A 21,094-nucleotide genomic window follows, 5' to 3' on the forward strand; every position below is an offset into this window, starting at 1 on the left:
ATTATTTTTCTACTTCTATTAGAGGAAAAAGATTGGATTGAGAATTTCGGGTTGCCTTATGTGATCGCAAAACTCACCTTTCCATTCTAAAAATCGATCTAATGCATTTACTTTCAAAATAATTAAAAATACATGAACTAGTTAAAAATGGATCCGTCTATCTCTTATAACAAACTAATTACGTAATACTTACCACAATCAGTTAAGTTTACTTTTGTATACAAGTTTATTAAACTGAAATTCAGAGCGGGTAACGCGATTCGAACGCGCGACATTCACCTTGGCAAGGTGACGCTCTACCACTGAGCTATACCCGCATAATCAACCTTTGATAATTATTGCAAAGTCAATTTAATTTGTCAAGCGTTGATTGAGAATATTATTTTAGGAGGTCAGGAGTTAGGAGTATAGGAGTCAGGAGTCAGGACTTAGAAGTTCAAACTCCCATATTTACCTTGTAAATCCCCATTAAGTTATTCTCCTGCCTCCTGTTATGGATAAACTAGATAGAAAATATCTAGTTGCCAGCTTAGCCCTTGGGTGGAGTATCTGTGGAAAACTCCCCTAATGCAGCAGTATTGCTAAGAGAAGGCGCTAAAGATTGAGTACTGCTAGGATATGCTTGAGTTCCAGAAGAACGCAACTGTCGCATTAAGCTACCCATTTCCAAAGCGTTCATTGCATAATCCCAGCCGTGGTTGCTCTTAATTCCAGCACGTTCCAAAGCTTGTTGCATGGTATCGGCGGTTAAAACACCGAAAATGACCGGAACTCCCGTTTGAAACGCTGCTGCTGCAATACCTTTTGCCACTTCTGAAGATACGTAATCAAAATGGGGAGTTTGTCCGCGGATTACTGCTCCCAAACAAATAACTGCGTCGTAACGACCTGAGGTTGCTAATTGTCGAGCAACTAGTGGGACTTCAAAACTACCTGGAACCCAAACATAATCTACTTGAGAGCCGTTGGGGTTTACGTCAATACCATGACGTTTCAAGCAATCTTGACATCCTGCTAGCAGTTTGTTGGTCACCAGGTCATTGAAGCGACCAATTACCACTGCAAAATGCAATGGTTCTGCTTGAGTAAAAGTTCCCTCAAAAACTGCCATTGTGCGTTAATTAATTCACTATACTTCTTGCAAATATACATGTGTTTCTCGAAAACGATGGGAACAGAGATTGGAAAACAAGAAAAAATAAAAATTAAGAAACAGTGAATTAGGATCTTTCTCAGTTGGACCCCATTTCATTAACTCAAGATTTATTTTGTCTTGGGTTTCTCAGTCCCTCTATTCCCATGCTATTTGTATATTTGAATTAGAAGCAGTCGCCTAAATTACGAAAAAGTTTAATATTCCAACTAACGCTACTAAAAGAACCCAAACTCCAGAACCAATCCAGAGTAATTTTTTTGATTCAACCCAATTTTGAGGAGTTGCATAAGCAACAGGAACCCCAATTACCATCACGAATGAGAGAGCTACTAAAGCTAATAAAGAAATTTGAAACAGGATAGTCATTTTCCCTTTTCCCAAAAATGCTTGTTTATTATCAAAGATAAAATATCGTGCAGCACAAATGATACCTATTTATTGATTCTCGCACTCCCAGTGGGCTTTTTCAAGGTTGGGGATTGGGGATAGCACTGCGTGCCCGCCGCAAGCGGCATATGGGGATTAGGGATTGGGGATAGCACTGCGTGCCGCCGCAAGCGGCATATGGGGATTAGGGATTGGGGATTAGGGATTGGGGTGAGCCCGCGCCTAACGGCGTTAGCGTTAGCGTGGCGTTAGGCATATGGGGATTGGGAAATGTTCTACGATCGCGCTACTCTAATCAGAATAGAGGTTCATTGCCCGTTATGGATTTAATTCTCTGTCATACAACAGCCGATTTTGATGCTTTGGGAGCAGCAGTCGGGCTCAGACTTTTATTACCTGGTAGCAAGATAGTGTTACCTGGAGGTAGTCATCCAGGTGTGCGGGAATTTTTGGCTTTGCATCGCGATGAATATCCCCTAATTGAAAGACGTTCGGTAAATCCCCATGATATACGTACTCTGGCTGTGGTGGATACTCAACAACGCGATCGCTTAGGAAAGGTTGCAGAGTGGTTTGATTTACCCAATATTAAAGAAGTAATTGTTTACGACCATCACTTAGAGCAAAAGTTAGATCTTCCTGCGACCAAATCTTATATTTCACGGGTGGGTGCGGTAACAACGTTGATTGTTGAACAATTACAGCAGCAGCAAATTTCCCTGACGCCTTCAGAAGCAACGGTGATGGCTTTGGGTATTCACGCTGATACTGGTTCACTAACTTACGACTTGGCGACATCGCGGGATGCTTTGGCTTTAGCTTGGCTGATGGAGCAAGGTGCAAGTTTGTCTATTGTTGCTGAGTATGCAGAACCTGGCTTGTCTACAGAATTACAACAACTGTTAACCCTTGCATTGGATAATTTGCAAACTCAAGAAATTCGAGGGTATAAAATTGCTTGGGTAACTTTGAATACTGATAATTTTGTACCGGGATTGTCTACTTTGGCATCAGAGTTATTGGAATTGACAGAAATTGATGCTTTAATTCTGGTAAATAATATAAAGCAAGATGGTAATAACCGTTTGAGCATCATTGGGCGATCGCGAATTAAGAATAGTAACCTCAATGATATTTTCAAGGGATTAGGTGGAGGAGGTCACGCTCAAGCTGCTTCATTAAGCTTGCGGAATGCAGATGCTAAAACAATACTAAATGAAGTTTTGGAAGAGTTAAGGGCGATTATTCCCCATCCCCCAACTGCTAGGGATTTAATGTCTTCACCGGTACGCACGATTCTCCCACAAACTACTATTGAGGAAGCTCATCGCACTTTATTGCGTTACGGACATTCGGGTTTATCAGTAGTTGACGGGAAAAAACATTTGGTGGGAATTATTTCTCGACGCGATCTAGATATTGCCCTGCATCACCGTTTCCCCCATGCACCCGTTAAGGGCTACATGACAAAAAATCTTAAGACTATTACGCCAGATACTACGCTGCCACAAATTGAGTCCTTGATGGTAACTTACGATATTGGGCGCTTACCGGTATTGGAAAACGAACGCCTAGTTGGTATTGTCACTCGTACGGATGTTTTGCGGGAATTACATCAGGAAAGAGAAGCTTCAGAAGGAAGAAACGGAGAAGGAGATAGCGGACTCGTAGAAGATCGAGTTAATTTACCGACTTTAGGAGAACTACGTTCTCGCCTTGCACCTCCCCTGTGGGAATTTCTCACCAAAGCATCATTGCAAGCAAAGCAACGGGGATGGCATCTTTACTTGGTTGGGGGAGCAGTACGCGATCTGTTGTTAGCAAATCCCAATGAACCTTTGCTAATTCAAGATATTGACATGGTAGTGGATGGTTTTCACAGTGCTGCTGATGTTGGTGCTGGGGTAGAACTAGCAAAAGCACTTCAAGAAATTTATCCTAATACCCGTTTGGAAGTTCATGGTTCTTTTCAAACTGCTGCTTTGCTCTGGCGCAAAGATCCAGTATTGGGTTCTATGTGGGTAGATATCGCAACTGCAAGAACAGAATTTTACCCTTATCCTGCAGCAAATCCAGAAGTAGAAGCTAGTTCTATTCGGCAAGATTTATATCGACGGGATTTCACGATCAATGCTCTGGCGTTGCGACTTACACCACCTCGCCCAGGGAAATTGATGGATTTCTTTGGTGGTTTATTAGATTTACACGCCAAGCAAATTCGGGTTTTACACGTTAATAGCTTTATTGAAGATCCGACTCGTATTTATCGCGCTGTTCGCTTCGCTGTTCGTCTCGGTTTTACAATTGAGTGCCAAACTGAAGAATATATCCGTTATGCGATCGAAAGCGGTGTTTACGATCGCACAACGAAGGAAAATCATAAAGCACCAGCTCTACAAACTCGTTTAAAAGCAGAATTAAAACATATCCTCCAAGCTTCTTACTGGAAAGTTGCTTTACAGTTATTAGGGGACTTGGGAGCATTACAGTGTATCCATCCTACACTGAAGTTAGACGACGAACTTTTGCGCCAGTTGCGGTTAATGGAACGTTGTTTGCAACGCTTTGACCCCGAGCAGCAAAGGTTTGTTCATTGGCAAATGCGCATAGAAGCAATAATTGCTTTTCTCAAACCAGAATATCGTTACTTAGTGGCTAAAAATCTTCAGTTACAAGATGAAAGTATTAGACGTTTGCAAAATTTAGCTTCAACCCAAGAAATAGTCTTGGAGTCTTTACCAGAGTGCGATCGCTCCAGCCAAATTGTTAAGCTATTAAGGCATTACGATTTACCTATGCTGATTTTAATTGCTCTACGCAGTCCGCGTAAAATTAGACAGCAAATTTGGCATTATGCGACTGTTTTAGCAAATGTTCAACCAATTTTTAATGGGAACGATTTGAAAAAATTCGGTTACAAACCAGGACCAAAATATAAGCAGATTTTAGATGATTTGTTGTCTGCTACTTTGGATGGAGAAATTACCAATAAGATTGAGGCAAAAGAGTTTTTAACTAAAAGTTATCCTTTATGAGTAATGAGTAATAAGTAATGAGTAATAAGTAATGAGTAATAAGTAATAAGTAATGAGTAATAAGTAATGAGTAATGAGTAATAAGTAATGAGTAATAAGTAACAAGTAATGTTAGCGTAAGTAGGGCGCAACAGCACACAGCAGCGATAAAAAATTAATAATGTAATTACCATTAGTCCCGAAGAAACGGGAGCGTATACCAATTACCAATTACCAATTACCAATTACCAATTACCAATTACCAATTACCAATTACCAATTACTCACATCAAGTTGAACCCGGATTACAATTCCCGAATCCGAATATTACGGAATTGCACAACCTCAGTATGACATTGCAACCCAATGTAACCTTCGGAACGCTTTTTATTACCGTCGCTGGGAGCGTCAAAACCTAGAAGTTCGGCAAAAGTTCCGGAACTAACTAATAGATCGTTTAATTTGACCTCGATTTCATTACCTTGAACTCTAATTTCATAACTATTCCAACAGTTTGTTTTTCCTGAATTACGAGATTGAAAAACTTTTGCAGCCCAACGCTGAGCGGGGAAAATTTCGTAGACAGATCCTGTCTTGTGCAGGGGACTTCCGTAGATGTCGTTGGTAAAGTCGTATCCCTGTTCGTCAATTTGAACTTCAATGCTGGAATCATAAAAATCATTAGCATTTAATGTCTCCGGATCTGGCATCCGTAAGAAAATTCCCGAATTAGCTTCTATATCGAAAGCCCGCCAATCTAACTTGAGGATAAAATCCTGAAACTTTTGGCGTGTAAACCAGACTACACCCAAGGAAACATTATTATTACCAAGTCCTGCACCAAGTACGGGATAAGGTTGATTGGAAACATCAAAGAAGTTTTGACTTCCCAAACTTGTAATTTTCCAGCCGTCATTAAGGAAGTTTCCACTATACAAGGTTTGAAATCCTGGTTCATCTCCAACAAAATCAACAGACTGATAACGTTCGATAATTGAACCGGCAATTTTGCGGGATAGGGCTATGCCAGTTGGAACTGGATTGGCTGAACCTACGGTGGGGAAAATTGACTGATCCACGCAATAACAGTTGCTCACGTGGTGAAAACGACCATTGGCATCCGTAACAGACTTGGTATAATCTGTACCTATCCACAAAGTACCTGACTCATGATAAGTGGTACCAATACCGTCTGCACCTCCTCCACAGTATTCAATGGGTGCGTTTGGATCTTGAATCCCCGCACTTCCTGAGGGCTGATTTGTTAAAGCTTCAATAAAAGCAAACGCTGCTTGAGATTGGTTATTACGAACGGCTACATCGTCACTATTTTCTACTAAATTTACATAGGCTTTGGGAACTCGAAGTTGTTCTGTACCGTATACATCGTCCCCTGTTCCTCCAAAGGGATTGACACCTATCCAACTGACATTGGGATTACTACCAACGGGACTGGTGCGATCGCCAAAGGTTTCGCCCACGGTACGAATTCTGACTACAATGCGGTCGTTACCAATTCCTCGCTGTGCTTCCCGAATTGATTCCACATCTTCGATGTTCGGCACCATTTGGTAAAGAAATCTTTCTGGATCTTTACTGGCACCGGGAAAGACAGGAACATCCATATTAGGAGCAGCGTAAAATTGAAAGTGAAATTGTCCCACGCCTTGGTTTGTCTGTGTGGAACCAGTAATATGAAGGGCTGCCGTTTTGATGACGGTAGGATCTGGTTGGGGGAGATTAAGAGCATCCCGTCTGATGCGCCAAGTAAAATTATCGCGGACGTGAAACATTAAATTGCGCCCCATTAATTCTCCTGTTGGAGCTAATTGCTGTGGGCGAGGGAAAGAATTTAAAGCTAACCTGGTGGAATTAATGGTGTTTCCTGCAATGACTACCATTGCGCTTGGTTTGAGATCCAAACGTACTACGCGAGCTTTACTCTTATCCTGGGGGTTAGCCGGATCGATTAATGCCACTACAACTTGAGTTACGCGCCCATTAACAGTTTCCAGTTTTAAAACTTCTGCATAGGGAACCAAGAACAACTTGCGCTGTGCATCACTTCCACCACTAATTTCAGCATCTTCACGGATCGAGTCCAATAGTAAAGGAAGGCTGCTAAATTTATCAAGACTGAATAACCCAGATCCTGGAGTCTCTCCTTGAACTGCAATGGGTGGTGCTAATACAGCTTTGAGAGAATTAACTTTGTTGTCACTGACAACTTCTTCACTCTTAGTTTTTAAATTTTCATATAAAGGACCCCGAATAAAATCTTGAACTGGGTAAGCACCTATTTCGCGTTCAATATATTCATATCCATCCTGTTGATTATTTTGAAACAGATATTCTTTGACATCATCAGGCCAAAGCAAATCCCCATCTGTATCGACTTTGTCTAAATCTTCTTCTACGAGGCGCGGAGACCAGCCTCCCCAAAATAAAGACTTTCCACCAATACAGCGATGATGTTGTACAAAAGTGTTTTCGTTAGTTTGTCCTGGTTCAACTAAGTTTTCTAAGACTAAAGAGCCAATATTACCAATACGAGTTAAGTTTTGTACGTGCTCGGTAATTAAAAAAGGACCTGACTCCAAAACCAAAACTCGAGGAGCTTGATTTTGTTGATCCATCCGCCTGCCAAATTCAAATAGCTTTGCTGCTGTGTAGGCTCCATACATCCCCGAGCCAATAACAATTGCATCAAATTGTCCGCCTCCTTGAGCCCCAAGAATCTCTTCCCAAGTATTGCAAACAAAACGCGATACACCATCTAAAGAAAACGTTGTTCTTTGAACGTCAGGAACTGTCTGAATTGGTTCCCCGGAATCCTGTAATCGGTTCAAAACCATTGCAATACCTCACATATTAAACTTGTTATCGTAATCAAGTCGAAGCACAAATTCTTATTACGTTTAATTGATTAAGACTTATGCATTGATAAATTATTGTGTGAATGAAGAATTACCATTGCCCTATTCACAAAACATAAGTTCAGCACAAGCAATGTTTCCATCGCAAGAATTATGGAGTGCGTACGCTCACATTTCCGACAATAATTACGTTATGTCTGTCTTCTGCTAACTTTTTTGTTCGCAAGGTAGACCAAGCTCTGCCCGTAGAGCATCAAGCTATATATTTTTATTGATGCGAGCGAAATCAACTTATACAGTTTCACTTTCCAAAATTTTTGTTTCTCAGCGTTAGAAAAATTTTATTAATGCAGAAATTCAAATCAAAAATATTGAGTTCAACATTGCAAAATACGTAATTGCACTAGCAGTTTATTGGTATATAGTATTTAATTTATAATTCACAATATTTTTTATGAGTATCAAAATAAACTTTGAATAAATCTTTATGACTAGATGAGGAAACAACTTTTAGTCGAGAGAAAATAATTTCTTAGAATTATAAGTCTATTCTTGTTTTACTGTTTTGCTGAAAATCGACAAAGTTTAAAAAATTAGGCTTAGATTCCCTATGCAACTTGATTTCTAAAGTTAAAAACAATAAGATACGCACTTTGCTCTCACAATTATTGTATGGCGATACTTTAATATTTGACTTAGGTAAAGTGACTCAGTATACTCAGACACAACCTCGAATGTAATTTTACATAAACTATGTTGTAGATATTCTTGTAATTTTTAATTCAAGTATTTGTATTTTAAATATGTACTATTGTATACTGTGCCTTTCCCGCACAACATACTAAATATTATTCATTAATGTATTCAAATACAACTTCTTACCTCCAATTCAAAATCCAAAATCTATGAATCGTTTGGCTCTAGGGATGTTCGCGCAAGCCCTAGTAATATCATTTTCGTTAGTCACCTCTGTCTCATTCACATCCGCAGTTGCTTCCGAAAGCAGTAAAGAGTCAAATGAAATTCGGCAAGATGACTCTACGGTGCAAACAGAAATAGCGCTACCCAAAACTGAGACAGAACAACAAGAAAACCAAAAAATACGAAAAATTCGCAGTGCTCTAGCTAAAATCTCAAATAGGTCTAAAAAACAACAGTCAGAAATAATTTTAAGGACTATAAACATTCCCCAAAAAACTATATCGACAATCACTGTAGCCAATTCTCAGTTAGAGAAAGAAGCTGCAAAATCAGTAGAGTTAAATCCAGTATTTTCTATTGATATAAATAATCAGACTCAAACTGGATCAGAACCAACTTCAAATCGGCAAAACAGCACAACTTTAGCTCAAAACGTCGCAGACCCCAATATAGATCCAGATAACTCTGTTGAAGAATCCTTAGAAGAGATTGAAAATATAGAAAGACAATTACGCGATCTAGAAAAAGTCAAAATTAGATCGTACTATTCTTCTCCTAGTCTAAGTATTTATGTTCCTGTAGGGTATGGTAGCGATAATAATACAGGTTTTGTAGCTGCAAGTTATCAAGATAGAACCCGCCTTGGAAACAAAAATGATGCAGCTATTGGTTTTGGTGCAGGCTTTGGTAACTCTAGAAAGTCAGTAGGTGTTGTACTTTCATACACCCTTGCAAGTTTCGGTACTAATAGAGACTTTGGTACTGGTGGCTTTAATGTTAAGGTACATCGCCAATTTAAGGGAGGTTGGGCTGCTGCAGTTGGGATGAATGGCTTTTTAAATATTGGTGACGATAATGATTTTGAACATTCTCTCTATGGTGTAGCGACCAAAATATTCCGGATAAGGGATGATATCAATAAACCTTTCAGTCGTATTGCTGTAACTGCTGGTATCGGTAATGGAGAATTCCGAACAGAGGAAGCATTAGATAACGACGAGGATAATTTCAATGTTTTTGGTAATGTCGCAGTCCGGGTACATCCTCAAGCTAGCCTGATTACTGAGTGGACTGGTCGAGACTTGGGAGTAGGCGCTTCTATCGCACCCTTTAAACATTTTCCTTTCGTTATTACTCCTGCAATACGCGATATTACAGGTTCTGATCGCGACGCCAGATTTATTTTAAGTGCTGGCTTTGGATTTAAATTTTAGATCGAAATTGCAGAACTCCAAAGGTAGAGACATTCATGTTTATAAACAGATTAACTGGCGTTATTTTTGGCGCATTATTAGCGTTTAATGGGTTAGTTGCAAATCCCAAACCTACTAGTGCATCTGAAGATAGTGGGGGTAATGTAAGTCAATCTCCAATACCTCAAACGGCTAATACAGGTACTAGTTCCTTTATAAGTCCACAATCTGTAAACGATATACGAAGATTTATTAACAGCACAAGAAATAATCGCAATATTCAACGTCAACGCTTTAATAATCGTCGGCGCTTCAGTAACGATCCTTCAACTCCCCCAAGATGTAATTTACGTCGCTTTGCACTTGGTCCTGCTCCAAGCAATGAAAATGCATCTAGTCGCTCTTGTTCTGCTACTGCAGAAATACCTGTTAGCCCAGATTCTTCAGAGTTAAATGAACTCAATACCTTGCTGGAAAACTCCAGAGCTTTTTTAGAACGGGTAAATCAGGATATAGAAGGAACAAGATCTAGAGTTAACAATCGTCTCTGGTAGATTTTTACTTCGTTAACCAAAAATATTTAGTGTAGTGGGGAGTTGTTATGCGCCTAATATCTAAAATAAATCGCACTGATATACATATTTCGTTCGGAATCCTGGTCGCAGCTATTTTGAGTGCTTTGTCAGCATCACCGGTACAGGCTCAAGTTCCAAATCCATTAGAAGTTCCAAGACCAAACCAAGTTGAAACTCCAACCCCAAGTCAAAGCCAAGAAATTGCTAAAGAACTGTTTGGTAATGATGGGGTAATGTTTGCAGTTGACACTGTTGTAGAGTTTGGGTTTGTTCGATCTTATGGCGCTTATAAATCTACTTTTGGCGTTAGAAATGAAGAGACTGGAGAAGAAACCGATCTAATCATCGAGGCTAAACCCTCTGATAATCCACAAGACGTTAATTCTCCTTCTGACTTTAAAACAGAAAACCCTAATGATTTTTTGGGTACTCCAGGAAATACAGTACAAAAAGATACTGCAGAATTTAAATTTGAAGCTGGTAAAAGATACAGTTTTTATCTCAGGTCTGAATACCAAGGAAGAGTTGTAGGTACTTTGTATTCTACAGATGCTAACAATAGCAATGGCAAGCGACAAGTAAAATTTGACGGTGATATTTTTGCCTTGGCAAATGGTGGTAGTTTAATACGTTGGGATGATACAGGTTCTGCATTAGTGAGAAGCGACCAACAAGATACTGATTTTGATGATTTTATTATTCGGATTGGCGGTCATGAAAAGTGTGGATGCTAAATTAGCATTTATGCATTTATGCATTTGTAAGCTTGATAGTACTTAGTTAATTTAATTAGTGTCTTTGACATTTGAAAATATAAAACTTTGCTATTTTGTTTTTGTTTTTCATTCTATTGTTTCGAAACTTATTCTCTTGAAACTTGTTCTCTTGAAACTTATTCTCTCTAAATTTTATTCTGCTAAACTGTAGCTATTAAATTAAGTATTACTCCATCTCAGACTATATATTTTAAACTGAGAGTAATCTTACAATTGTCAGAGCAGAAAATAAAGATATTAAAAAATATCTAATTCGCCCATTATTCAGACTAATAGGGCGCTATTTATTTCCATTGAGATTTGATAATTTGAAAAAAATCCATTTCGAATATTTCTAAAAAAACCTTTTAATCCCCGATCCTGATTCTTCTGTTTCCTAATAAAACTCTATATTTCTTAATTTTTTTTTAATTTTTTGGGATGGGATCGATAAATTTGAATTCCTTGTCTTGGCGTACGATAAACCTTACTTGACCAGGAAAAACATTTTCTCAAAAATAACAGTAATGAAATAGAAGCATCGAAGTGTGATAGCGAGTTATAATTTTTTGCAGACGAACGTAACAAAAATTTATGACTAACCCCCTTGTAGAAGCTTTCTTCGTTGGTAGAGCTGTCGCCGAGGTATTGACCGAACGGATGGAAAATACTTTCACTGATACTTTAAGCGAACTAGGTAAATTTGAAGCTGAAGCCAAAGAGCATTTGCGCGCCTTTACAGAAGAAGTGATGGAAAAGGCAAATCGTGCTGCAGAAGCTGCTGGTACTGGTGAAGCAGCAACAGGTATGGGACAAACTTCAAGTTCTGAACCAGATGATTTGCAAGCTGTAATTGATGAATTACGAGCAGAAATTGCCCTGTTGCGCACAGAAATTCAAAGATATCGTAGTAATTCTGTCTAAAGCTAGTAGCAAAATTACTAAATAAAAAAAGAATAAAAATAAAATATTTTTGTCCCTAGGTAATAACTGAAGACAAAATAGCGGAAATAAGAGATTTTTGCTCATTAATTCCATTTAACAAGTTGGAAATCAATGTGTTTTTTGTTGCGGGTGAATCGGTGAGCAACCAACGGTACGTAAAACAAATGGATAAAAGTTATACGGGTAAGGCATATCGTTGGAATAGGGAAAACTACTCCAGTAGACGACGGTATTTGGATATTTGGTCATTTGTCTTGACTTTGATGTTCAGGTTGTGGCTGTACAACAGATCGTGGAGTTATTCTGGAGGACCCACCGAAGTCAAAAAAGCAGCAAGACGCAAGGCGCAAGCAATTTGGATTCGTAATACTCTGTTGGATCTGGGACCAACTTTTATTAAAATTGGCCAGTTATTTTCGACGCGTGCTGATATTTTCCCAAGCGAATATGTGGAAGAATTGTCCAAGCTACAGGATAAGGTACCAGCCTTTGCTTACGAGCAGGTAGAAAAAATAATCCAGCAAGAATTAGGTAAAAAAATTCCCCAACTGTTTGAAAGTTTTGAGCCCATACCTCTTGCTGCTGCGAGCTTAGGACAGGTTCACAAAGCGACACTACACTCGGGAGAGTCTGTAGTAGTTAAAGTACAGCGTCCTGGACTCAAAAAGTTATTTGAAATTGACTTACAAATTCTTAAAGGTATTGCTCGATATTTTCAAAGTCATCCTAAATGGGGGCGCGGACGAGATTGGATCGGTATTTATGAAGAATGTTGTCGCATTCTCTGGGAAGAAATAGATTACTTGAGCGAAGGACGTAATGCTGATACCTTCCGCAGAAACTTTCGTACTTATGAATGGGTTAAAGTACCTCGCGTTTATTGGCGCTATGCTTCGCCACGGGTACTAACTCTTGAATATTTACCGGGAATTAAAATTAGTCAGTATGAAGCTTTGGAAGCTGCTGGCTTAGATAGAAAGATTCTCGCTCGTCAGGGAGCACAAGCTTATTTGCATCAGTTGCTCAATAATGGGTTCTTCCATGCAGATCCACACCCAGGGAATATTGCCGTTAGCCCCAATGGTGCGTTAATATTCTACGACTTCGGTATGATGGGGCGGATTAAATCCAACATTCGCGAAGGTCTGATGGAGACTTTGTTTGGAGTAGCTTCTAAAGATGGCGATCGGGTTGTCAAATCTTTAATTGATTTGGGTGCTCTTGCTCCTGCAGAAGATATGGGACCAATCAGACGTTCCATTCAGTACATGCTTGATCACTTTATGGATAAGCCGTTTGAAAATCAATCGGTAACCGCTATCAGTGACGACCTGTATGAGATCGCTTACGGTCAACCTTTTAGATTTCCTGCTACTTTCACTTTTGTGATGCGAGCTTTCTCAACCCTGGAAGGAGTTGGTAAAGGGCTCGATCCTGAATTTAGTTTCATGGAAGTTGCCAAACCTTATGCAATGCAGCTTATGACAAATATGAATGGTTCTCAGACGAATACTTTATTAGACGAGATCGGTCGCCAAGCAGCACAAGTTAGTTCTACCGCACTGGGTTTACCCCGCCAACTTGAGGATACTTTAGACCGATTGGAGCGTGGAGATGTCCGGGTTCGTGTCCGTTCTATCGAAACTGAGCGTTTGTTACGACGTCAAACTAGTATCCAATTGGGTATGACCTATGCTGTAATAATCAGTGGTTTTACTCTATCTGCTTCAATTTTATTAGTTAAAGATTACATATGGTTAGCTCTACTTGCTGGATTAGTTGCAACCGCAGTATCATGGCTGCTAATTCGATTACTTCTGCGACTCGATCGTTACGACCGTATGTATTAATTTTCGTTTGTTAAAAATTTATGAAACTTAGCTTTACCGGTGCTAGCGACCCGGGACTTATTCGTTCTAATAACCAGGATTTTTACTATATAGACCCAAAGGGACGATTTTTTATCGTTGCTGATGGTATGGGTGGTCATGCTGGTGGAGAAGAAGCCAGTCGGATCGCAGCTGAAGAAATCAAATCTTTTCTCCTTGCTAATTGGGATTCGGAAAAATCTTCTCAATATTTATTGGAAGAAGCTTTAGGAAAAGCAAATCAAGCAATTCTACAAGATCAGGAGAAAAATCCAGAACGGGCTGATATGGGAACTACTATTGTGGTTGTCACTTTCCGTAATGGTGAGACTCCTTGGCGCGCTCATGTTGGTGATTCTCGACTTTATCGCTTCCGAGAGCAGATTTTGGAACAGATGACCCAAGATCATACCTGGGTTGCGCGAGCAATTCAATTTGGTGATATTACCCCCGACGAAGCCCGGATGCATCCGTTCCGTCATGTTTTATCCCAATGTCTGGGACGTGAAGATCTTCAGGAATTTGATGTCAAACCACTAGAAGTGCAATCTGGCGATCGCTTGCTTTTATGTAGCGATGGTTTAACAGAGGAACTGATGGATGAAAAAATTGCTAGTTTCCTGACGGAAACTCCTACACTCGATAAGGCTGCAGTGAATTTAATTCAAGCGGCAAAAGATCAAGGTGGTCACGACAACATTACTGTAATTCTTGTTTCCTTAGAAGATAAATCAGTTGTTCAAGCCCAAACAATCGAATCACATTGATATTGATGTATGTTGTAAGTTAAGGAGTTATGAGCCGCTAAAACTGAACGAGCATAAAAATATCGCGCTCTAAGAGGCGTTGTACATCAAGCAGCCTGACGCCTTTTGCTGCGCTGTCAGGCTTTATAGAAGTCAAGGTTCTGAAATATCCTTAACACCCTAAGTAATATGGGGAAAATATTGCTTTATCAAAATTAGTAAAGTGAATATAGTGCCTTTTATCTGCTAAAAAGTATTAGAAATTAAAAATTAATTAACGCAAATAATATTTAATACTTATTTACATACCCCGATATAAAAAATTTATCTAAATTCCTGTTTTAAAGGTTTTTCCGTGTTTATTGTAGATAAAACTAATTATTGCTAAGACTTTGTGGACATGTATATCGTCTTGTTTGCAAGCCTATTGTGTTTTTTTTATTTCTTTTGTAGTAGATATACTTAGCATTTTGTTCGCCCTGAGCATTTTTATCATTTACAACTTGATACATATACATTAAACCTCTGTAGGTTAGTACAGAGGTTATTTTTCTCAATTTTGTTGTTTTTAATCTTGCAGCTTATAAACTATGAAGCATATAATTCACGACTGACTAATGAATTAGAGGTTTTCTCAGAATTAAGCTTGGGTTGTAAATTACTTTGGAAAATGAAAACTATAACTAAAGAAGTAAAAGTCGTAATTTTTCACCTTTAGTTAGAAATTTTTATCTCCAAAGGTCGAATAAGTTCTACCCGTTTCACTAAGAATTATTCACTTTGAACGAAAACTATCTTGGTGAACTTGAATAAAGTATTTAGTAAGCCTTAGATTTCGGTTAATGCTTACTAGTATTCCCCCTTACTTAAGTACGGTTATCCTGTCAAACATTTGTTATCTTTGTTAACAAGACCCAAGTACAATGTAAGAAAACACTGTAAGACAAAAGACTATTTCTGTTTACCGACTTAAAGTTTGAGGTGAATCGCTGCCAATTAACTTTAACTAATTGATGGAGAAATTTACAATGAACCAACCAAATGAATTAACCTTAGAACAGCAATTCAATATACACTCTTTTGCGACTCAAGTAGAACACATGAGTCACGAACAAGCGAAAGACTTCTTAGTCAAACTTTACGAACAAATGGTCGTACGGGAGGCTACTTATAAAGAATTAATTAAGCACCAATGGGGTTTAGATTCTAATTCTTCTTGGATGTAAAGTTCCACTTGTTTGACAGAGTGGACGACCTCCCTCTCTTGCTCTGTTCTGGCTAGGGAAAGGAGCTGGGGTTGTCGGGGCGTCAACTTTAAGCATTGACTACCATATACCAATTTTAAGTTCGTTAATTTGACAAATTGCGATCGCTATCGAACCGTTGTAACTGTTAAACCAATTTGACTTTTAAACTGATAAAGTTTTCTAATCTTAACTTTTGTTAGCTTAAACTTCTGTGAATTCTAATCGTTGTGAATAAAAACTGTTTTGACTTCAAGCTGCTTTGACTTCAAACAACTATAAATTTTGAAATGTTTGTGAATCCCCAACAGTTATAACGGTCAAAATAAAGTTTAACTGAATGTACAGATAACAAGTATATTGACTAATTACTGGCAATTATTTATTTATACAATAAAAAATTAAAAGCCCAGAATTAAGAGTAAATTGCCAATTATGACTTTTCCTTACTTGAATACTAGGTTTATCGCTAAGTTTCTCAAAATCAAATAGCTTTAGTATTGCGAGTATACTCAGAAAATTACTCAATTAAATTTTATAGTCAAAACAAGCTCTACAGTAAATATTAACCGTAAAATTATTTCATTTTACTTTACAGTCAGGATTAAGCATACTCCCGTTTTCTAAACGGAAGATTTAGCAGAAGTCCAAAATAGAACTCTACAAGGATTACTTAAGAACCCTCTACTTACTCCACTAAGATTTAAGTTTAGTGTTGTAGCTACTTGTGGTGAAATTTATTTTTACTGTGTTACTTTATTTTTGTTATCCTTGATAATTTATATCCCGATATGGGGGCAGAAAATATATTTTTTTACAATACTTAATGTCTTTTGCACGTTAATCAATTTTTTGGACAAAAATACCTAATCCCTATATAACTTTCTTTTCTTTGCTTATTTCATCTGTGTATATCTAAGCCTGACTTTATATCGCTTCGTGTCAGTTTTTCCAGGATTTGAGGTTTCATTTTTTCATATTCATTGTGCAGTAATCTTTTGCTCAGTTGTGGATTTCCTTTTGAAGATAGAGAGTAACTGAGCTTTACCCATTCTTGTAACCGAAGAGTTTGAGCCGAAGCAATACTCGAATTAAGGATAAGATGTGCGGGTTGAGGAGCTTCTTTAGCAAACAATAGTATTTGATAGTAACCATTCTCCCCCAAAAGACGAGTAGTTTCTCGACCAAATTTAGTTTTAAGGTCGAGATAGCAATTTAACCATTTAGCACCGTGCTTTTGGTTATAAATGGCAGAAATCCATAGCAGCATCGGATGAGGTTCGGTTATGAAGATAAACTGATTGTAGCGACTACAAACGAAAAATTTGCGAATTTCTAAGATAGGTAACATTGCCCACAGCGCAGGTAATAGTTTGCTACTTACTCTAATTGCTTGGGGAAAAACAATATTAGCAATAGGTTTATTTGTAGGCCAAAAACAGCTACGAGCAATTTCATCTTTAGTTACGGATGGAGGAATATCTGAATCTGTTGAATGAGTTGGTTGTGTGAGTTCTGCCTTTAAGGTTGTTTTTTCTGGTGTATCATCCTCTGGAAGAAATTTTTGTTCTGAAGCAAAGTTTTGTAAGGAATGATTGGTTTTTTCTAATGTTTCCAGTTTTCCTAAGGTTTCAATAATTTCAGTAATATTTTGGGGGCGATCGCATGGAGATTTACCTAAACAATCCATTATTAAGGTTTCTAATGATGAAGGTAATGGGATTGTAGAGTTGATTTCTGTAAAGGAATGTGGTTTCTGTTCGCGATGAGCTTTATACCATGCTCCAAAAGAATGAGTTTTTGTTTGAATTGGCGTTCTACCGGTGAGCATTTCAAACATCATCACCCCCAAACTATAAATATCAGAACGGTTATCTAGTTCTTTTCCCTCCATTTGTTCTGGTGAAGAATAAGCTAAAGTTCCCAAATAATAGTTTGTATTTTCGGTGTTGGATTGAAGTAACTTGGCAATTCCAAAATCTAGTATTTTGACTAATTCTCCAAAACTCGGATCTTGAAGAATAAAAATATTACTAGGCTTAATGTCGCGGTGAATAATTGGGCAGACTACATCATCAATGGTGATACCATCATGGGCAGATCCCAAACCCAAACAGATTTGATGCGCTATATTCAAAAATCTTTTTAAACTGAGGGTTTCGTTGCGAATAACTTGGCTGAGGCTTTTACCCTTGAGATACTCCATCACATAAAATGGAACATCATTCTCATCCACCCCGTAGTCCATCACCCTGACAACATGGATACTTCTTTGTCCCAGTAATGCACAAGTTTTAGCTTCGCGCTCAAAGCGTTCTTTCATGCGCATTTGTTGGTTCTGCATTGAAAGTGCTAAGAATTTGACAGCAACCGGTACGCCTCCCAATAACATATCCTTAGCCCGATAAACTCGACCCATTGCTCCGGTACCGATTAACTTTTGAATTTGGTAACGTTTAGCAAGTAAGCGACCAATGTTGGGGTCTGACATAGAAAATTCGACTCCAATTTTTTAAAAAATATGACCTAAAAAAATATGACCCACAAAAATATGACCCAAAAAAATATGACATTCAAACCCATCTCAAAGACAGGTTTCTAGATTTTGACTAAGGATAGTTAGTTAACTTATTTCTCGGGAAATTTTTCGATAAACGTGACAAGTACTCGAGTTTTATTTATAACTTTCCAAATATCTTAAAATCATGTGTATATTTATTTTTCCCATTTTGAAGATATTTGATTAACTTGGGAAGTAGAAAAAATATAAAAATGTTTGTAGAGGTAAGGGGTCAGGGGTCAGGAGTCAGGAGTCAGAGGTCAGAAGTCAGAAGTCAGAAGTCAGAAGTCAGGAGTCAGGAGTCAGAAGTCAGGAGTCAGAAGTCAGGAGTCAGAAGTCAGGAGTCAGAAGTCAGGAGTCAGAAGTCAGAAGTCAGAAGTCAGAAGTCAGAAGTCAGGAGTCAGAAGTCAGAAGTCAGAAGTCAGGAGTCAGAAGTCAGGAGTCAGAAGTCAGAAGTCAGAAGTCAGAATAATTGACAATTGATGCTTTGTATAGATTTTGAAGTGAGAGAAACTTATTTCTTACGACTTCTCAAGTTCATTTAGTTAAGCGCTTCCTACCCCAATTGCTATGAATCATTCCTCAACTTAAAGCAGTGAGGTTTTCTAAGCTTGCTTCCATGGTACTGCTTAAAAAATGACCAGACATAATACCACTGGTAAGGGAATAACTAGCATTATCCAGACGGTGTAGAGTTTCAAATCCACTACGACGTTGTTTATCTCCCAATACCCAGTATCTTTGAACGATGCTACTCAAGCCGATCCAGCCTTCACCTTCTATTTGTCCTAATAAATTATGGTGTAGTAAAAAACTATATTGACGTTCGCCATCGTCCATTCGTCCTTTGTATTGCATAGCAATTTCGGCGCGATCGCTACCTGGAAATACTAATTTAGTCGCCATGGTGAACCAGTTGTCTCGATTCCAAGCAACTAGGGTCATACCCTTTACAGAAATTGGCATTTCGTTACGTTCCAACCAACTTCCTTGAATTTTCCAGCGTCCTGGCTGTAGTAAAAAACTATGATCCACCCTTGATAATCCTCAATGCACCTAGATTCTGCTATTATTCCCAAAATCTTAAAACGGATCCGGTACGCTCACGCTGGGCGCTAACAGCACTCTATTTTTGGACTTTATTTAATCCATATTCCTAAACGTCAAGGGCACGTAACCACAAACTAGCAAAAGCAATATCTGATACAGGGTGGGGAACTTTCGTAAACTTTCTTGATTACAAATGTGAAAAAGAAGGGAAAGTTTTGTTGGAGATAAACCGATGGTTCCCTAGTTCTAAAACCTGTTCTAATTGTCATTATCAAATCAAAGAGTTACCACTTGATGTAAGGACTTGGATTTGTCCTAGTTGTGGTACTCATCATGATAGAGATGGTAATGCAGCCAAGAATATTAGATCGGAAGGTATCAGAATGCTGTCCTCCTCCGGGACGGGGGAGGAAGAAGCCGCCAGTGGAGAGGAAGTAAGACCAAAGCTTGGGCGTCCGTCTAAGTTGCGGCATTCCTCAGAGAATCTGGAAGCCCCGACCTCACCTACGGTGGTGCTACGCGGATCAACAAAGTAGGTCGGGGTAGTTCACGCACTAGTAGCTAATTCTTGAATACGTGGTTGATGGATTTCACCGAGCAGAACTTCGTGGCTTGCACCTGTAGCAGAAGGTAGGTTACCAGGAGCACCTGACTCTCGCCAATAAGCTAATACTGCAAATGCGATCGCTTCTTTAAAGTCAGCACTAACCCCAACCTCGTCTGTGGTAAGAACGGGTATTGGTGCTAGTAATTCCTGTAAACGTTGCTTTAAGTAAAGATTCCGACTACCACCACCACATAAAAGTACTCTTTGGGGCATTTGTGGTAGAAAATTACGATAGTTATGAACTATAGAAACTGCCGTAAATTCTGTTAAAGTTGCTAAAATATCTGCCGGACTAAGTTGGTACTCGGAAGCATCTTGCAAACAGTGTTGCAGATAATCTCTACCAAATAATTCTTTTCCAGTAGACTTAGGTGGCGCTAAATGAAAATATTCATGTTGTAACCATTTTTCAACTAAAGTTTGACAGGGAGTTCCACTTGCTCCCCACGCACCATTTTCATCGTAAGTTTTAGCCCCATTTGTTAAATGCTCTACTGCGAAATCTAAAAGACTATTACCTGGTCCCGTATCCCAACCACAAACTTTATCCAAATAATTGCCTTGAAATGCAGGAATATAAGCAAGGTTAGCAATACCGCCAATATTTTGAATACAACTACTAATTTGGGGATCGCCGAACAAAGCTAGATCTACACGGGGAACTAGGGGTGCACCATGACCACCGACGGCTATATCGGCGACTCGAAAGTTACTGATAGTTTTGGTGTTAGTTAAATTAGCAATTACAGCACCACGACCTATTTGCAAGCTGTAACCTATGGGAGATTTAGAACTAATTTTTTCCTGTTCTATTCTTTCGGGTGGTTGATGATAGATAGTTTGACCGTGGGAACCTATTAAAGTCGCTTTTTCATGACCAACTTGAATTCTATTCGCAGCTTCAGCAAAAGCACATGCGATCGCATCATCTAATTCTGCTAATTCTGCCATGGAAATGCTAGCACCAACACAAACTTCTAAAATACGTTCTCTAAGTTTTTTTGGGTAAGGGTATGTGGCTCCTGCGACTAAATCAATTTTGATTTCTAAATCTTGACCATGAATATCTACTAGAACAGCGTCAATACCATCTACTGACGTACCGCTTATCAAACCAACTACACGAGTCATAAAGATTAAAATTTGAGATAAATAATTTTAGGACAATATTTTAGAATGATTTGGCATTTCAAAATA

General features: G+C 38.7%; 15 protein-coding genes, 1 tRNA gene and 1 pseudogene. 10 read left to right on the forward strand and 7 right to left on the reverse strand.

What is annotated here, in order from left to right:
* Positions 1 to 245: 245 nt before the first annotated feature.
* The 3 genes from BC008_RS33940 to psbZ all read right to left on the reverse strand — a co-directional run bounded on the left by BC008_RS33940 (position 246) and on the right by psbZ (position 1,522).
* A tRNA-Gly gene (locus tag BC008_RS33940) sits at positions 246 to 317 on the reverse strand.
* Positions 318 to 529: 212 nt separating this feature from the next.
* Positions 530 to 1,111 (reverse strand): 6,7-dimethyl-8-ribityllumazine synthase, encoded by a 582-nt coding sequence (gene ribH / locus BC008_RS33945; protein WP_027843830.1) that lies wholly within the window; start codon positions 1,109 to 1,111, stop codon positions 530 to 532.
* Positions 1,112 to 1,333: 222 nt separating this feature from the next.
* Positions 1,334 to 1,522 (reverse strand): photosystem II reaction center protein PsbZ, encoded by a 189-nt coding sequence (gene psbZ / locus BC008_RS33950; protein WP_027843831.1) that lies wholly within the window; start codon positions 1,520 to 1,522, stop codon positions 1,334 to 1,336.
* Positions 1,523 to 1,863: 341 nt separating this feature from the next.
* On the opposite strand from psbZ, the gene BC008_RS33955 reads away from it, so the two are divergent.
* Positions 1,864 to 4,578 (forward strand): CBS domain-containing protein, encoded by a 2,715-nt coding sequence (locus tag BC008_RS33955; RefSeq protein WP_027843832.1) that lies wholly within the window; start codon positions 1,864 to 1,866, stop codon positions 4,576 to 4,578.
* 284 nt (positions 4,579 to 4,862) lie between these two features.
* Here BC008_RS33955 and BC008_RS33960 read toward each other — a convergent pair whose 3' ends face one another.
* Positions 4,863 to 7,412 (reverse strand): family 16 glycoside hydrolase, encoded by a 2,550-nt coding sequence (locus BC008_RS33960; protein ID WP_027844803.1) that lies wholly within the window; start codon positions 7,410 to 7,412, stop codon positions 4,863 to 4,865.
* 926 nt (positions 7,413 to 8,338) lie between these two features.
* On the opposite strand from BC008_RS33960, the gene BC008_RS33965 reads away from it, so the two are divergent.
* From BC008_RS33965 to BC008_RS33995, 7 genes are all read left to right on the forward strand, one after another.
* The gene (locus BC008_RS33965; RefSeq protein ID WP_058184148.1) at positions 8,339 to 9,568 is read left to right on the forward strand and encodes a hypothetical protein; all 1,230 of its coding nucleotides are present in this window, start codon (positions 8,339 to 8,341) and stop codon (positions 9,566 to 9,568) included.
* A 35-nt stretch (positions 9,569 to 9,603) separates the two neighbouring features.
* Positions 9,604 to 10,101: a hypothetical protein gene (locus BC008_RS33970; protein ID WP_058184149.1), complete on the forward strand. Its 498-nt coding sequence runs from the start codon at positions 9,604 to 9,606 to the stop codon at positions 10,099 to 10,101.
* A 47-nt stretch (positions 10,102 to 10,148) separates the two neighbouring features.
* Positions 10,149 to 10,856 carry a hypothetical protein gene (locus tag BC008_RS33975; protein WP_058184150.1) on the forward strand — a complete coding sequence of 236 codons (708 nt, stop codon included), beginning with the start codon at positions 10,149 to 10,151 and terminating at the stop codon, positions 10,854 to 10,856.
* Positions 10,857 to 11,471: 615 nt separating this feature from the next.
* On the forward strand, positions 11,472 to 11,801 hold the full coding sequence (locus tag BC008_RS33980; RefSeq protein WP_027844802.1) for a DUF6825 family protein: 330 nt from the start codon (positions 11,472 to 11,474) through the stop codon (positions 11,799 to 11,801).
* Between the two features lie 185 nt (positions 11,802 to 11,986).
* Positions 11,987 to 13,672 carry an ABC1 kinase family protein gene (locus BC008_RS33985; protein WP_027844801.1) on the forward strand — a complete coding sequence of 562 codons (1,686 nt, stop codon included), beginning with the start codon at positions 11,987 to 11,989 and terminating at the stop codon, positions 13,670 to 13,672.
* A 20-nt stretch (positions 13,673 to 13,692) separates the two neighbouring features.
* A complete protein-coding gene (locus BC008_RS33990) occupies positions 13,693 to 14,457 on the forward strand; it encodes a Stp1/IreP family PP2C-type Ser/Thr phosphatase (RefSeq protein ID WP_027844800.1) in 765 nt (254 codons plus the stop codon).
* Positions 14,458 to 15,464: 1,007 nt separating this feature from the next.
* On the forward strand, positions 15,465 to 15,662 hold the full coding sequence (locus tag BC008_RS33995; RefSeq protein ID WP_027844799.1) for an NblA/ycf18 family protein: 198 nt from the start codon (positions 15,465 to 15,467) through the stop codon (positions 15,660 to 15,662).
* 919 nt (positions 15,663 to 16,581) lie between these two features.
* On the opposite strand, the gene BC008_RS34000 is transcribed toward BC008_RS33995, so the two are convergent.
* Positions 16,582 to 18,171 (reverse strand): serine/threonine-protein kinase, encoded by a 1,590-nt coding sequence (locus BC008_RS34000; RefSeq protein WP_027844798.1) that lies wholly within the window; start codon positions 18,169 to 18,171, stop codon positions 16,582 to 16,584.
* Positions 18,172 to 18,452: 281 nt separating this feature from the next.
* Between BC008_RS34000 and BC008_RS34005 the strand changes: the two genes are divergently transcribed.
* Positions 18,453 to 18,716, forward strand: coding sequence for a hypothetical protein (locus BC008_RS34005; RefSeq protein WP_058184151.1), 264 nt, complete (start codon positions 18,453 to 18,455; stop codon positions 18,714 to 18,716).
* 106 nt (positions 18,717 to 18,822) lie between these two features.
* Here BC008_RS34005 and BC008_RS34010 read toward each other — a convergent pair whose 3' ends face one another.
* Positions 18,823 to 19,275 carry a hypothetical protein gene (locus BC008_RS34010; RefSeq protein ID WP_058184152.1) on the reverse strand — a complete coding sequence of 151 codons (453 nt, stop codon included), beginning with the start codon at positions 19,273 to 19,275 and terminating at the stop codon, positions 18,823 to 18,825.
* A gap of 137 nt (positions 19,276 to 19,412) precedes the next feature.
* Here BC008_RS34010 and BC008_RS47010 point away from each other — a divergent pair.
* Positions 19,413 to 19,826 (forward strand): annotated as a pseudogene (locus BC008_RS47010) (RNA-guided endonuclease InsQ/TnpB family protein); the annotation flags it as partial.
* A gap of 11 nt (positions 19,827 to 19,837) precedes the next feature.
* Here the strand turns inward: BC008_RS47010 and BC008_RS34015 are convergent.
* Positions 19,838 to 21,028, reverse strand: coding sequence for an anhydro-N-acetylmuramic acid kinase (locus BC008_RS34015; RefSeq protein ID WP_027846019.1), 1,191 nt, complete (start codon positions 21,026 to 21,028; stop codon positions 19,838 to 19,840).
* Positions 21,029 to 21,094 lie beyond the last annotated feature (66 nt).

Origin of the sequence: Mastigocoleus testarum BC008 (assembly GCF_001456025.1) — a bacterium.
Taxonomy (GTDB): Bacteria; Cyanobacteriota; Cyanobacteriia; order Cyanobacteriales; family Nostocaceae; genus Mastigocoleus; species Mastigocoleus testarum.